14 protein-coding genes are annotated in these 14545 nt (G+C 59.7%); 6 read left to right on the top strand and 8 right to left on the bottom strand.

All coding sequences use genetic code 11. The features are described from left to right. The first annotated feature begins 66 nt into the window (after positions 1–66). On the top strand, positions 67–1023 hold the full coding sequence (locus tag AC1MDC_RS16010; RefSeq protein ID WP_480393325.1) for a response regulator: 957 nt from the start codon (positions 67–69) through the stop codon (positions 1021–1023). Positions 1024–1207: 184 nt separating this feature from the next. Further along, the gene (locus AC1MDC_RS16005) at positions 1208–2104 is read left to right on the top strand and encodes a peptidoglycan DD-metalloendopeptidase family protein (protein WP_480393324.1); all 897 of its coding nucleotides are present in this window, start codon (positions 1208–1210) and stop codon (positions 2102–2104) included. Between the two features lie 6 nt (positions 2105–2110). On the opposite strand, the gene AC1MDC_RS16000 is transcribed toward AC1MDC_RS16005, so the two are convergent. The 3 genes from AC1MDC_RS16000 to phoB form a co-directional block, all read right to left on the bottom strand. Next, entirely contained in the window at positions 2111–3451 is a 1341-nt protein-coding gene (locus AC1MDC_RS16000) for a hemolysin family protein (RefSeq protein ID WP_085696765.1), read from the bottom strand. A gap of 111 nt (positions 3452–3562) precedes the next feature. Then, a complete protein-coding gene (gene phoR / locus AC1MDC_RS15995) occupies positions 3563–4849 on the bottom strand; it encodes a phosphate regulon sensor histidine kinase PhoR (protein WP_480393337.1) in 1287 nt (428 codons plus the stop codon). Positions 4850–4923: 74 nt separating this feature from the next. Then, positions 4924–5613 carry a phosphate regulon transcriptional regulator PhoB gene (gene phoB / locus AC1MDC_RS15990; RefSeq protein WP_003229608.1) on the bottom strand — a complete coding sequence of 230 codons (690 nt, stop codon included), beginning with the start codon at positions 5611–5613 and terminating at the stop codon, positions 4924–4926. Positions 5614–5764: 151 nt separating this feature from the next. Here phoB and AC1MDC_RS15985 point away from each other — a divergent pair, with 151 nt between their 5' ends. Beyond that, complete coding sequence (locus AC1MDC_RS15985) at positions 5765–6148, top strand: COG4315 family predicted lipoprotein (RefSeq protein WP_480393323.1); 384 nt, start codon at positions 5765–5767, stop codon at positions 6146–6148. A gap of 47 nt (positions 6149–6195) precedes the next feature. On the opposite strand, the gene ubiA is transcribed toward AC1MDC_RS15985, so the two are convergent. Together ubiA and AC1MDC_RS15975 are read right to left on the bottom strand one after the other, a co-directional pair. Beyond that, on the bottom strand, positions 6196–7086 hold the full coding sequence (gene ubiA, locus AC1MDC_RS15980) for a 4-hydroxybenzoate octaprenyltransferase (RefSeq protein ID WP_480393322.1): 891 nt from the start codon (positions 7084–7086) through the stop codon (positions 6196–6198). Then, the gene (locus tag AC1MDC_RS15975) at positions 7086–7637 is read right to left on the bottom strand and encodes a chorismate--pyruvate lyase family protein (protein ID WP_480393321.1); all 552 of its coding nucleotides are present in this window, start codon (positions 7635–7637) and stop codon (positions 7086–7088) included. The genes ubiA and AC1MDC_RS15975 overlap by 1 nt, the downstream gene beginning before the upstream one ends. 199 nt (positions 7638–7836) lie before the next feature. On the opposite strand from AC1MDC_RS15975, the gene AC1MDC_RS15970 reads away from it, so the two are divergent. The 3 genes from AC1MDC_RS15970 to AC1MDC_RS15960 all read left to right on the top strand — a co-directional run bounded on the left by AC1MDC_RS15970 (position 7837) and on the right by AC1MDC_RS15960 (position 9640). Continuing rightward, positions 7837–8004 carry a rubredoxin gene (locus AC1MDC_RS15970; protein WP_085696775.1) on the top strand — a complete coding sequence of 56 codons (168 nt, stop codon included), beginning with the start codon at positions 7837–7839 and terminating at the stop codon, positions 8002–8004. A 21-nt stretch (positions 8005–8025) separates the two neighbouring features. Then, positions 8026–9174, top strand: coding sequence for an NAD(P)/FAD-dependent oxidoreductase (locus AC1MDC_RS15965; protein ID WP_480393320.1), 1149 nt, complete (start codon positions 8026–8028; stop codon positions 9172–9174). A 190-nt stretch (positions 9175–9364) separates the two neighbouring features. Continuing rightward, positions 9365–9640, top strand: a complete 276-nt coding sequence (locus tag AC1MDC_RS15960; RefSeq protein WP_003213368.1) for an HU family DNA-binding protein — start codon at positions 9365–9367, stop codon at positions 9638–9640. 130 nt (positions 9641–9770) lie between these two features. On the opposite strand, the gene AC1MDC_RS15955 is transcribed toward AC1MDC_RS15960, so the two are convergent. The 3 genes from AC1MDC_RS15955 to tssI all read right to left on the bottom strand — a co-directional run bounded on the left by AC1MDC_RS15955 (position 9771) and on the right by tssI (position 14274). Next, positions 9771–10019, bottom strand: a complete 249-nt coding sequence (locus tag AC1MDC_RS15955; RefSeq protein ID WP_227233940.1) for a hypothetical protein — start codon at positions 10017–10019, stop codon at positions 9771–9773. 234 nt (positions 10020–10253) lie between these two features. Further along, on the bottom strand, positions 10254–10922 hold the full coding sequence (locus AC1MDC_RS15950; RefSeq protein WP_085702301.1) for a DUF2931 family protein: 669 nt from the start codon (positions 10920–10922) through the stop codon (positions 10254–10256). Beyond that, positions 10915–14274, bottom strand: a complete 3360-nt coding sequence (tssI, locus tag AC1MDC_RS15945; protein WP_480393319.1) for a type VI secretion system tip protein TssI/VgrG — start codon at positions 14272–14274, stop codon at positions 10915–10917. Before tssI ends, AC1MDC_RS15950 begins: the two co-directional genes overlap by 8 nt. Positions 14275–14545: the final 271 nt, after the last annotated feature.

The raw sequence follows: 14545 nt of genomic DNA, 5'->3' as shown, positions 1-14545 counted from the left end.
TGAAGAGTTTTGGCAATGTGCCATCAGCCAGCGTTATGCTTGCCGGGATTTTAATAGGGGTGTTGGATGAGCAAGATCAGTGTGTTGGTCGTGGACGATGCATCGTTCATTCGTGACCTGGTGAAAAAGTGCCTGCGTAATTACTTCCCGGGGATCCGCGCCGAGGACGCCATCAACGGCAAGAAGGCTCAGGCCATGCTGGCCAAGGAAGCCTTCGACCTGGTGCTGTGCGACTGGGAAATGCCGGAAATGTCCGGCCTCGAACTGCTGACCTGGTGCCGTGAGCAGGACAACCTCAAGACCATGCCGTTCATCATGGTCACCAGCCGGGGCGACAAGGAAAACGTTGTGCAGGCGATCCAGGCCGGCGTCACCGGATACGTCAGCAAGCCGTTCACCAACGAGCAACTGCTGACCAAGGTCAAGCAGGCCCTGAACAAGGTCGGCAAGCTCGACACCCTGATGAACAGCGCTCCGACCAAGATGAACTCGGCATTCGGCAACGACTCCCTGAGCGCGTTGACCGGCGGCAAGGCTGCCGTAGCCGGTTCCGCACCGACTGCTGCTGCGGCCAACCCGTTTGCCAAGCCTGCCGCTGCGGCCCCGGCACCTGCCGCCGCGCCGCAGCGCGGCCTGCTCAACAGCCCGCCCGTGAAAGCCCCGGCAGCTTCCAGCGCTCCGGCCGGTGGTCGCGGTCAGGGCCAGCTGCGCCTGCCGAGCGGCACCCAGCAATGCGTGATCAAGGCCCTGAGCATCAAGGAAGCGCTGCTGGTGGTGAAACGCACCGACACCCTGCCTCAGGTCCTCGACAGCGCCGTGCTGGACCTGGAGCAGGGCGACAACGCCGAAATCGCCCGTCTCAACGGCTACCTGCACGCCGTCGTCGCCCACGAGCCGAAACCCGACAGTGACTGGCTGCAACTGACCTTCCGCTTCGTTGACCAGGACGCGCAGAAGCTCGACTACATCTCCCGCCTGATCGCCCGCGGCACGGCGCAGAAGCACTTCGTTCCAGGCGCGTAATCTTCGTCGCCTGACATTGATCGTTCCCACGCTCCGCGTGGGAATGCCTCAAGGGACGCTCCGCGTCCCCCCACGCAAAGCGTGGGGACGATCATTCACGCCAATTTGAAACATCTGTCGACTAGCCTGGTCTGCTTCAGCTGCTAGGCTCATTCCCAGGCCTTACTCGACAGAACGTTTGCCCATGCCCCTGCGCCTGCTGTTTTTCTGTGGTCTGTTCATGGCCTCCACCTCGACTGTAGCCATGACGATCTACAAGTCCACCGATGCCAACGGAGTGGTTTCGTACAGCGACCGTCCGAGCAAAGGCTCCCAGGTGTTCGTGTTTCAGGACCGGATGGTCGAGCGCCTCGAGCGCCAGGTCTATCTCGACATCAAGAAGCAGAAGGGCGCGGACGTGGTGTTCGTGCGCAACGACCTGTATGCGCCGGTCGAGGTTGCGCTGGCGTTTACCGGGTTGAGCAACGTGCGTGGCGCGCCGGCGCAAACGATCCGCCGGGTGTTGCCGGCGCGCAGCAATACGCGGCTGGCGCTGCTGACGGCGGTGTCCGGCGGCAAGCCGCTGGTGTACACGCCGATGTTCCAGTATTCCCTCGGTGACCCGGCTGGCGCGGCTCAGGGCTATCGCTATCCGTTTCCGTGGCGGGGCGGGCCGTTCCGTCTGAGTCAGGGCGCCAATGGCGACTACAGCCATTTCGGGCCGAAGAACAAATACGCGATGGATATCGCCATGCCGGTCGGCACGCCGATCATCGCCGCGCGAGCCGGGGTGGTGGTGAAGACCGAGAATTCCCAGAACGGGCGCGGCACCGATCCGTCCGGCAACTTCGTGCGGATATTGCACGACGACGGCACGATGGGCGTGTACCTGCATCTCAAGCAAGGATCGGTGAGTGTGCGGGAAGGTCAGCGGGTGACGGTAGGTAGTCCGCTGGCGCTGTCCGGCAACACCGGCAACAGCACCGGTCCGCACCTGCACTTTGTGGTGCAGCGCAATACCGGGATGGGGCTGGTGTCGATTCCGTATCAGTTCAACCAGCCGCTGGGGGCGTTGCCCAACTTTGCGTTGGGCAAGCAGTAAACCCCGTCAGTCGAGCATCAGTACCTTGGCCAGAATGATCTTCGGACCTTTCATCTTCTTGATGATGATCCGCAGGCCTTCGACTTCCAGCACTTCTTCCTCTTCCGGCACCCGTTTCAGGGTTTCGTAGATCAGCCCGGCGAGGGTTTCGGCTTCGATGTGGTCCAGGTCGATCCCCAGCAGGCGCTCGACCTTGAACAACGGCGTATCGCCTCGTACCAGCAACTTGCCCGGCTGGTAGGCGAGGATGCCGCGCTCGGCCTTGCGGTGTTCGTCCTGAATGTCGCCGACCAGCACTTCCAGCACGTCTTCCATGGTCAGGTAGCCGATGATGTTGCCGTCGGCTTCTTCCACCACGGCGAAGTGCGAGCCGCCCTTGCGGAACTGCTCCAGCAGCTGCGACAGCGGCATGTGCCGCGACACCCGCTCCAGCGGGCGGGTCAGCTCGGCGAGGTTGAACGACTCGGGAATGTGATCCAGCGCCGCCAGTTCCAGCAGCAGGTCCTTGATGTGCAGCAGGCCGACGAATTCCTTGCGCTCGCTGTCGTACACCGGGTAACGACTGAACTTGTGGCGACGGAACATCGCCAGGATTTCTTTCAGCGGCGCGTTGAATTCGAGCGTAATCAAGTCTTCCCGGGAGTTGGCCCAGTCGACCACTTCCAGTTCGCCCATTTCCACCGCCGAGGCCAGTACGCGCATGCCCTGGTCGCTCGGGTCCTGGCCACGGCTGGAATGCAGGATCAGTTTCAGTTCTTCACGGCTGTAATGGTGCTCGTGGTGCGGGCCGGGCTCACCTTGCCCCGCGATGCGCAGGATGGTGTTGGCGCTGGCGTTGAGCAGGTAGATCGCCGGGTACATGGCCCAGTAGAACAGGTACAGCGGCACCGCAGTCCACAGCGACAGCAGCTCGGGTTTGCGGATCGCCCAGGATTTGGGTGCGAGCTCGCCGACCACGATGTGCAGGTAGGAAATGATGAAGAACGCGGTGAAGAACGAGATGCCTTTGACGACTTCGGCCGACTGCACGCCGATTGCGCTCAGCAGCGGTTCGAGGATATGCGCGAATGCCGGCTCGCCGACCCAGCCCAGACCGAGGGAGGCGAGGGTGATACCGAGCTGGCACGCCGAGAGGTAAGCATCGAGCTGACTGTGCACCGTGCGCAGGATGTGCCCGCGCCAGCCGTGCTGCTCGGCGATCGCTTCGACCCGGGTCGAGCGCAGTTTGACCATGGCGAATTCCGCCGCAACGAAGAAGCCGTTGAGCAGAACCAGGATCAGAGCGAAAAGAATCATGCCGAAATCGGCGAATATTGTTGCGAGGGACAAGCCAGGGGAAGGGTCCATGATGGAGTTTTGCGGGTTCCGTGTGATTCGAAGAAAGAAAAATCCGCACCTGAAAAGGCAGGCGCAAGTCAGCCAATGTAGCGGCTGACCTGGCGATTGCCTAGTCCGGCATTACTCAGCGGCGCTGATGACCCGTGCCTGAGCGATCTGGGCCGGAGCGAAATGGCAGGTAAACGTGCTCCCGTGACCGGGCACGCTGCTGATCTCCATCCGTGCGCGATGGCGCAGCAGTACGTGTTTGACGATGGCCAGACCCAGGCCCGTGCCGCCGGTGTTGGAGTTGCGGCTGGAGTCGACGCGGTAAAAGCGTTCGGTCAGGCGCGGCAGGTGTTTGCTGTCGATGCCGATCCCGGAATCCTGCACGCTGAGGTGTGCGCCTTGATCGTCGCCCCACCAGCGAATGCGGATACTGCCTTCGGCCGGCGTGTATTTGACGGCGTTGAACACCAGGTTGGAGAACGCACTGCGCAGTTCCGCCTCGCTGCCCTTGAGCAGAATGCGGGTGTCGGCTTCCAGGGTGATGTGCTGATTCTTTGAGCCGGACAACTGCTGCGCGTCGCTCTTGATCGACTGCAGCAAAGTGTCGATGTGCACCGGCTGATTGTCCGACGGGTAATCGGTGGCTTCCAGCTTGGCCAGCAACAGCAGGTCGTTGAGCAGGGTTTGCATGCGGCCGCCCTGTTGTTGCATCTGCTGCAGCGCGCGGCTCCAGCGCGGGTTCACTTCCTCGACGTTGTCGAGCAGGGTTTCCAGGTAGCCGCAGATCACCGTCAGCGGCGTGCGCAGCTCATGGGAGACGTTGGCGATGAAGTCCTTGCGCATCTGTTCCAGCTGATGGATGCGTGTGACGTCACGCACCAGCATCAGGTGTTCGTTGTTGCCGTAGCGCGTGAGGTACATCTGGATACGCACGCGATCATTGGTCGGCGAGGGGATTTCCAGCGGCTCGGCGTAGCTTTCCTGCTCGAAGTATTCCTTGAAGCGCGGATGACGAACCAGGTTGGTCACGGGTTGACCGCTGTCTTGTGGGGTCTTGAGGCCGAGCAAGGTCTCGGCGGCGCGGTTCCACCATTCCAGATTGCCGTCGCTGTCGAGCATGATCACCGCGTCTTTCAGCGCGGCGGTGGACTCCTGAACGCGGTCGATCACCGCTTGCAGGCGTCCGCGTACCCGTTGGTCGCGGCGTTGCAGATGGTAGATGCTGTCGAACACCTCGCCCCACAGGCCGTAACCGTCGGGCGGTGCTTCATCGGGTTGGTGCAGGCGCAGCCATTCGTGCAGGCGCAGCAGTTGTTTGAGCGTCCAGGCCAGGTACAGGCCCAGGCCCGCTGCCAGACTCCAGCCGTAGTAGCCGGTGATCAGGCCGATTACCAGGCAGCCGGTGACCAGCAACAGCATGTGGCGAATCAGGGTGCCATGCCAGTTTTGGTTCACGGAAAATGCGGTCCTTGTCTGCGGGGCTGGCGCTCGGCTCAGGCTTTGGTGGAGAACCGGTAGCCGGTGCCGCGCACGGTTTGTACCAGGTTTTCGTAGGCGTCGCCGAGGGCCTTGCGCAGGCGCCGGATGTGCACGTCGACGGTGCGCTCTTCAACATAGACGTTGCCGCCCCAGACCTGGTCCAGCAACTGGCCGCGGGTGTAGGCGCGTTCCTGATGGGTCATGAAGAATTGCAGCAGACGGTATTCGGTCGGGCCCATCTCGGCCGGACGGCCGTCGATGGTCACGCGGTGGCTGATCGGATCGAGCAGCAGGCCGCCGACCTCGATTGGCGCTTCGCCATCGGTCGGGCCGGCGCGACGCAGCACGGCCTTCAGGCGCGCCACCAGTTCGCGTGGGGAAAACGGTTTGGTGATGTAGTCGTCGGCGCCGACTTCCAGACCCTGGATCTTGTTGTCCTCTTCACCTTTGGCGGTGAGCATGATGATCGGAATGTCACCGGTCAGCTCGTCACGCTTGAGGCGGCGGGCCAGTTCGATGCCGGAGGTGCCCGGCAGCATCCAGTCGAGCAGAATCAGGTCCGGCTTGCGATCGACGATGATGGCGTGCGCCTGCTGCGAGTTCTCTGCCTCGAGGCAGTCATAGCCGGCCATTTCCAACGCAACGGCGATCATTTCGCGAATGGGCGCTTCGTCGTCGACGATCAGAATGCTCCTGCCAACCATGCCTTAATCCTCTTGTCATTTAACTGTCTTGCGCCGCATTAGATAACGGAATTATTGCAGTCGTGTGACAGTATTTTAGTCCGGCGGCGATTGTGCAAATCCTGAACTAAGCTCTAAGTCCGAATCCTGACAACCACAAAAGAAGGTTTCCATGACTCAATTGACTGCTTCCTTTAAGGCTTTGCTGATGGCTGCCGCCCTGACTCTGCCTGGACTCGCGATGGCGGCCGAGCCGGCCATGATGAAGGACGGAATGATGGTCGACCACAAGGGCATGACGCTTTACACGTTCGACAAGGACAGTGGCGGCAAGTCGATGTGCAACGGCGATTGCGCCAAGAACTGGCCGCCGATGATGGCTCCCGCAGGCGCCAAGACCGAAGGCAAATGGACGGTGATCAAGCGCGATGACGGCATGATGCAGTACGCCTACGACGGCAAGCCGCTGTATACGTTCGTGAAGGATGAGAAGCCTGGAGAAATGAAGGGCGATGGCATGAAGGATGTGTGGCACGTGGTGCACGAGCACAAATAAACGCAGCTCCCCTGTGGGAGCGGGCTTGCTCCCACAGGTTCTTTGGATCAGCGCAACGCATAATCCAGCACGATCCCGACGAAAATCGCCAGCCCGGCCCAGTGGTTGTGCAGGAACGCCTTGAAGCAACGCATCCGGTCCCGGTCGCGGGTGTACCAGAACTCCCAGGCGTAGCACCCGGCAGCCACCAGCAGACCGAGGTGGAACCAGATCCCCAGCTCGAACTTCGACCCCGCCAGCAGCAGACAGCCCAGTGACAATGCCTGCAAGGTCAGGATGATCACCCGGTCGGCATCGCCGAACAGGATCGCCGTGGATTTCACGCCGATCTTCAGGTCATCGTCGCGGTCGGTCATCGCGTAATAAGTGTCATAGCCCACCGTCCACAGCAGGTTGGCAATCCATAGCAGCCAGGCTGTGGCCGGCAGCTCACTGGTCTCGGCGGTGAACGCCATCGGCATCCCCCAGGAGAACGCCGCGCCCAGCACCACCTGCGGGTAATAGGTGTAGCGCTTCATGAACGGATAAGTGAACGCCAACGCCAGACCACCCAGCGACAGCCAGATTGTCGCGGCGTTGGTGCACAGCACCAGCAGGAAACTCAAGCCCATCAGCAGCGCGAAGAACACCAGCGCTTCTTTCGAGCTGATCTTGCCGGCAGCGATAGGTCGCTGCGCAGTGCGTTTGACGTGGCCGTCGACCTTGCGGTCGGCCCAGTCGTTGATCACGCAGCCACCGGCGCGGGTCAATACCACGCCGAGGACGAAAATCACGATATTGGCCAGCGATGGCGAGCCTTTACCGGCAATCCACAGGGCCCAGAGCGTCGGCCACAGCAGCAGATAAATGCCGATCGGCTTGTCCATCCGGGTCAGCTGGATGAAGTCCCAGGCGCGCGGGTTCAAGCGATTCAGGGATTTGAGCAGGCTTTGGTACATCAGCAGTTCTCCGGACGGGCGCGGACGGCTTCCCACAGCGCAGGCAGGAAAATCTCCGCCACCAGTACGCTCAAGGCGCCACGGTCGAAGCGCGAACGGCGGCCCCACAGGCCGGCACCCCGGGAACCTTCGGGCAGCCAGTGTTCCGGGTAATGGCAGACTTCGATGGCGCGGCGCTGGAAGGCGTGATCGCAGAACAGCAGTTCGCCCAGCGAACGGCTGCCCAGTTCATCCATGTGCAAGCCGTCGCCCTGCAAGGCGCTGCGTGACGCCACGCTGCGGGCGAACACCCAGGCCTCGCCATGCCCGCGCAGATAAACCTCGCGCACCCAGCCTTCACTGCCTTCGGCCAGATCCAGCGCCGCGCATTCGTCGTCACGCAGGGTCTGCCAGCCCTCGAACAGCGGCGTTATGCTGAAGCCGTCATCGGACAGGCGCGTCAGCCGGCGGGTCAGGGAACCTTCGTCGAACAGCCAGTCGAGCGTGGATGTGTCGGGGAGGGGTGTCAGTTCGCTTTGCGGGCGCCACAGCGGGTCGTTTGTGTGTTGCACAATGAGTCATTATTGGCAGCAAATGAGGCGGCGAGCTTACCATGGCGAGCCGCGAGTTTGAGTGATCCGGGTCGCCGCTGCGCCGAACAGGCTTGCATCTGCCCGGCCCGATCAGTACAAAACGCCCTGAGCCGGACGGCAGCGCGGCACCATCGACCGTCCGCGCCGGCTAAAGCCTGAACCCTGAGGAAGTACCTGAATGAAAAAGTGGCAATGTGTGGTCTGCGGCCTGATCTATGACGAAGCCAAAGGCTGGCCGGATGACGGTATTGCGCCGGGCACCCTGTGGCAGGACGTGCCGGAAGACTGGCTGTGCCCGGACTGCGGCGTCGGCAAGATGGACTTCGAAATGATCGAAATCAACTGAGAAAACATTGAGGAGTAGGGCATGAGCGCACCTGTCGTAATCGTTGGCACCGGGCTTGCGGGTTACAACCTGGCCCGCGAGTTTCGCAAATTCGATGGCGAAACCCCGTTGCTGCTGATTACTGCCGATGACGGTCGTTCCTACTCCAAGCCAATGCTGTCCACCGGTTTTGGCAAGGACAAGGACGCCGATGGCCTGAGCATGGCCGAACCGGGCGCCATGGCCGAGCAACTGAAGGCCGAAATCCGCACCCACACCCGCATCAGCGGCATCGACCCGGGCCACAAGCGGCTGTGGATCGGCGAGGAAGCGGTGAGCTATCGCGACCTGATCCTTGCCTGGGGCGCCGAAACCGTGCGGGTGCCGATCGAAGGCGATGGCGGGGATCTGGTGTTCCCGATCAACGATCTCGAAGACTACGCACGTTTTCGCGAGGCGGCGGCAGGCAAGCGTCGGGTGTTGCTGCTCGGCGCCGGGCTGATCGGCTGCGAGTTCGCCAATGACCTGATTCTGGGCGGCTACGAGGTGCAACTGGTTGCACCGTGCGAACAGGTGATGCCGACCCTGCTGCACCCCGCTGCGGCGGCTGCGGTGCAGGCCGGGCTGGAAAGTCTCGGTGCGCGTTTTCACCTCGGCCCGGTGCTGACCCGTCTGCAAAAAGTGGCTGAAGGGCTGGAAGCGCACCTGTCCGACGGCCAGGTCATCCCTTGCGATGTGGTGGTCTCGGCCATCGGCCTGCGTCCACGGATCGATCTGGCGGCGGCTGCCGGTATCCAGACCAATCGCGGCGTGGTGGTCGACCGTCATCTGCAGACCTCTCACGCCAATATTTACGCCCTGGGCGACTGCGCCGAGGTCGACGGGCTGAATCTTCTGTACGTCATGCCCCTCATGAGTTGTGCGCGAGCGCTGGCACAGACTCTGGCCGGCAACCCGACCGTGGTGAACTACGGGCCGATGCCGATCACCGTGAAAACGCCGGTTTGCCCGCTGGTGGTTTCGCCGCCACCACGGGGCCGCGAGGGTGTCTGGACGGTCGAAGGGCAGGGCGCCGACATCAAGGTGCTGTGCCACGACGCCGAAGGGCAATTGCTCGGTTATGCCCTGACCGGTGCGGCAGTGATGGAAAAACTCGCGCTGAACAAACAGCTTCCGGCCTTGCTGGCGTAAATACCGGTCGTTCTGTCGGAATCACCCCGCTTTTGCCCCCACAAAGGTCGCGTGGAGACTGGCGCCGCCCTTAACCGCGTGCCATCCTCACTCCCGTCTGCCGCAGAGTAGAGCCTGCGGCGCCTTGGGCGCTGTTCCAACGAGAACAGCACGGACATAACAACAAAAAACCGTCAAAGGGGCTTCACTAATGCGTAAACCAGAACTCGCCGCTGCAATCGCTGAAAAAGCAGATCTGACCAAAGAGCAGGCCAACCGCGTTCTCAACGCCGTTCTCGAAGAAATCACCGGCGCCCTGCACCGCAAGGACAGCGTCACGCTGGTGGGCTTCGGCACCTTCCTGCAACGCCACCGCGGTGCCCGCACCGGCAAAAATCCGCAAACCGGTGAACCGGTGAAGATCAAGGCCAGCAACACCGTTGCGTTCAAGCCAGGCAAATCGTTGAAAGACAGCGTCAATCCGTAATCCACAGCCCGCGTAGCGGGGGAGCGGAATAAAAAATGGGCATCTCGATTGCGGTCGGATGCCCATTTTTGTTGGCTGTTGACCAGCCGAACCGGACTTGGCAGATCGTAATGGCATTTGTCTTGGCCGGTTACCCGTAGGTGGCCAGCACCATTCTGGCGAACTCGTTCTTGCTTGGCTGGTGTCCATAAGATTTCAGGTATTTACGCCACTCGGACTCGAGTATGGGGCTTTCGTATTCGCCCTCCGTCGCCAGATGTGTGGCTGCATCGTCTATCAGGGCCTGGGTGTAATGTTTCGAGGATTTGTTTGCACTGGCCTCCGAAGTTGAAATGAACGGTCCCGCCACTGTGAGAAGCAAGCCGATACCCGTCAGCATTGAGAACTCCAGGGGGCCACCGTTCACCAGGCATCCAATACCAACGCAGCCTTCCGCTCGAACAGAGGTGCTGGTTGTGAGCGTCAGCATGACAACCAGAGCGCATCCAATCCCCGATATTGATTGTTTATTGTGTCTACCGCTCATGATGCTTTTAACGCTCCCTTTATTGATTACGGAATACTTTGTGCAGCGATTGCACATGACAAGTGACTGGAGGGTGTTTGTGATGCCTTACCAGCTTCCGAAGGGGATGCCGTATTTTTCGATGTAGGTTTTGGATACGTCTTTGAGAGGTCGATGTTTACCTCCGGATTTACCGTCATAGGGACCTTTGGGATTGATAGTTCCTTCGACTCGGGTAATTTCGACTGACCTCAAGCACGGTCCCCTCAGCCACACCTTGGCAATTCCCCCGGGCGCCAAGCCAATAGTTACGCGGTCGCGGTAATCCGTGATCCATTTACCATCCAGTCTGCAGTACGCCTTTTCCGGCTTGCGCATGATTTCCTGCGCAGATTCGGGAATCACAATGTAGGCCTCATAGGTTTGAGGCTCAGCCAGTGATTGCCATCGCACATAGATCAAGCGGGGAAGATCGGCACCGGTGACGTCACGTCCGGCGCCGCTGCCGGGGCTGTCAGGCCAGCCTGCGGGCTTGCCCTTGTTGTCGGCGGGGGTGTTCACCGAGGCAATCCCGGCTCCGGCGCGTTTGAACACACGTTCACGGATATCCACCACGTCGGCCGTTTCAATCCAGACCTCCATGTAGGCGGGTGCTCCGAAGCCGAGGTACCAGGGCCGTTTGGTGATCGGTTGTGCATGACTTTGAGTGCAAAGCACCAACAGCAATCCGAAGACGAACCCCGTGTGTTTTTTGACGGGCCGAGTGAATTTATTCATGGGGGTGCACCACTCGTTGTTTGTTCTTTGTTGGGCGGTTGATAAAAACAACGCTCCAGTCGCTGTTGTTGAAATCTTTGGCTGCGTTCCAGTGCGCAGATAGGTGGATATAGCGGCTGCGTAACAAAGCCCGTTCTTGGATGGTCAGTCCCTCAACGGATGAATTTCCAAGCGCATAAGCCTCAAGCTTGGTGTGGATCGGGATCAGTTCCTCAGGTAGCGAAAGTTTTGAATCGTTTTCGTCAATCGCTTCAAATGGCACACCATGTCTGACCCCCAGCTCACGCATGATGCGTAAATACACCAACGACAACTCACCATGTACCGGGCGTTCAATCATGGCCGCAGCATAAACCCGCTTCTGGGGATCCGGTGTGGATCGGCCCCTTTCCAATCGTTGAATTACAGGGGTTTCCCAGAGTGCAACCCGCAGTTGATTGCCTGGAGCGTCATCTTCGATGACGCCTTTCGTATACCAGGCAAACGCCTCCTTTTCGGCAGCGACATAGGCTGCGCTACGAGTCGCTTCGTGGCTTCGGCTGATGGTGCTGGTGACCGGACTGCTCAACAGAAGTTTCTCCCTGGCTCTGGGCAGATAACCACCTCCCAGATCCGAATGGACGCCGGGCAAAACCAGATCAATCTCACCCAGGCTGTTAAGGGCAAAGTTCTCGCGATGTTCATCACGGGCCACCAGGTGCACCACTTTGCTGGCGCAACCATCCGGCAACTTTAAGTTCAGCCCCGGATTTCTGCTGTTTGCACCTGTGAAATCGAGCAACCATGGATTGGCGATTGCCGCGACGGTATCAAACAGACCAATGAAATTGATGCCGATACTGGATTGTGAATCCCAGTCAAAGCTACTGACTAAGAAAGGAGAGCCCGCTGGCAACGCCTTTGCGAGAATGCTGCGTTTGCCTTTGAGCACTTCGTTTGCGAAGTGCCGTGCAGCGGCGGCGCCTCGACTGAAACCGAAAATATCGAACTCGATTTTTTCTATTAGCGCGTTGGGGTTGCTATCAATCAGTGATCGAATTTGCTCCATGATTTTTTCAGGGCTCTGCTCCACACGAGCCAGGACACCCGTTTCGCCTCGGCCGGTTGCCTGGGCGTAAAGTGAATCGCCTCCATCAGCGGTTGTACCGATGCCTTCGATGTATACGCGCAAGGAAGCCTGCTTCATTTTTTCCGGTAATACCTCGAAGGCATCGTCCGTATACAGCTCATGCAACCGCACAATGTTGCTCACATCATTCCCATAACTGTTATCCGGCGAGTTGCCATTTCCGTCATAGCCATAAGTGGCGCAGTGCTTTTGAATCTCTTCGGCTGCCTCAGCCAGATTGGCATCGGGCGCATAGCAAGCCGCGACCGTTTCGCTGTTGGCCTTGTTGTTTCCCGTCCCATCGAAAAACACGCCAATCCTCAACGTAATCCCGGCAGGCGTTTCATCCTCCAGCTCGACCTCTTCTTCCTCCTCTTCGAGCTCACTTTCGTCTGGTGACGGTTGCGAGGTGTTCGCCTGTCCCGTTGCCGGATTGCCCGTGCCCTGCGATACAAAACGCTTGGCAGATTCATCCCTGGATACCTCGCCGCCCGTCACAATCTCGGTACTGCTGAAAATCCCGCCCTCGTCGATCACGATGTGATGACCGCCCGCGTTCAGCGTGATGCTGGCGCCCGCATCCAGCACCACATTGGCACCGGCCTTGATCTGCACGTGCTGTCCTGCCTCGACGGCAATGACCTTGCCGACAGATGTCTGGCTGCTGCCCTGGATGCTTTCTTGTCGATCGCGTCCGACCTCCAGTCGACTGTCATGGAGGATCTGCCGCTCCATGTCGCGCTGGGCGCGCAGGTAAACCAGTTCCTGGCCGGCACGGTCTTCTAGCGTCAGTTCGTTGTAGCCGCCGGTGTCGGGTGAGCTGCGACTGCGCAGCACGGTGCGGGTCTTGTGCTCGGGCAATCTGTAAGGCGCGGGCGTGAGTTTGTTGATCACGCAACCGGTAATCAGTGGCTGATCGGGGTCGCCCTCCAGAAAGGTCACCACGACTTCCATTCCGACACGGGGAAGGGTCATTGCGCCAAAACCGTTTCCGGCCCAGTTCGACGACACTCGTACCCAACAACTGCTGCGTTCGCAGTTCAGCTCGGCCCGGTCCCAGTGGAATTCGATCTTTACGCGACCGAACTCATCGCAGTAGATCTCTTCACCTTTTGGCCCGGTTACCCGAGCCGTCTGGCTCACCAACGGTGGCCGGCGCGCAGGCAGTGGAGGGCGGAAAACCACTTCGGCAGGTATGGCGCGGAAGCTGTTGCGATACCCCTGGGTAAAACCGTCTGCAGTAGTGGTTTCGTTTGTGGCGTGTTCCTCCAGAACTTGAGGTTGTCGCCCGGTGTGCGTGACTTCGAGTAATTGCCACATCCCGTTGCATTGCTTGCGGGGATGTTCAGTCAATTCGAACAGGTGGCCACAGCGCAGGGTTGGCTGGTTGCTCTGACCCTCGGCCGTTTCATAATCGGAGCGATGGCGTTCCAGGGCCTGACGGGCAAGTTGTTTGCCGCGCTTTTCGTTCTCGATCGCCAGCGGGTAGCGATAGTCCTCAAGTTTGGGGGTGAAATCGGCGACAAAGCGGGTTTCAAGCAACAGGTGCGGGCGCTTCAGGTCGTAGTCCCGACGGGTGACGCGGCTGGTACGTGTTCGGGCGTGCCAGGAAAACCGGTGGACCATCGGGTGCTCCGCCACCATCGCGCTGTCGTGCCGGTAGGTTGTTGCGTGCAATGTCGGCAGGAACACCGTGTCATCGGTGAACACCAGCAAATGCCTCTCCACAGAATGCTGGTGATGCCATGTGATGCCGTCTTCGGCGCACAGGCGCTGGATGAACTCGAAATCGCTTTCACCGTACTGGCTGCAGTACGCGCGTGGTGGCAAGGTCTGGACATGGAACCTGAACGCATCGGCAAGGATGCCGTGACGTTTGAGCACTTGGGTGATGATTTGCGGGACAGTCTGGTTCTGGAAAATCTGTTGATCGTGACTGAACTGCAAATAGTGGAGGACTGGAACCAGTGTCAGGCCATAGTGCGACAGGCGCTTTCCAGACTCGCCTGCCTGTACATCCTCGATGCACCCGTGAATACCTTCGCCATCCAGTCCGAAGCGCAGGAACGCCGGCTGACCAAGCAAAGGTTCCATGTCGAAATCATGAACCTCGCAGACGAGTTCTACCTTGATGGCATAAAGCGTGTTGACGGCCTCGGAACCCTCGAAAGCCAACACCTTGAAGTCGTTGCGAACGGTGGGAATCTGCAGCGTAAAGCGCGCAGAACTGACAGCTCCAGACATACGCTTGTCCTTAAGCAGAGAGGGAAATTTGGCGTGATGTCGAAACCCTCCCTGGTCAGCGCACGCGAACATTGCCCGGCACGCTAACAAGGCGTGAAACAAATTTATGTAAGAAGAGTCCCTGGTTTAAGTCGGAACATTCCGCGTTGTAAAACAGCGCCAGGGTTGTGGGAAATGCCTGTGGGAAAGTGATTCAAGGTGATAAGGAAACCCTGCGATAGTCCTGTCTGTGCAGGTATTCCAACAATATTCAACATATGAATTGCCATCA

It is taken from the genome of Pseudomonas sp. 1 (assembly GCF_056626735.1).
Note: the sequence above shows the minus strand (reverse complement) of the source record. Positions and strands in the feature narration are given on the sequence as shown.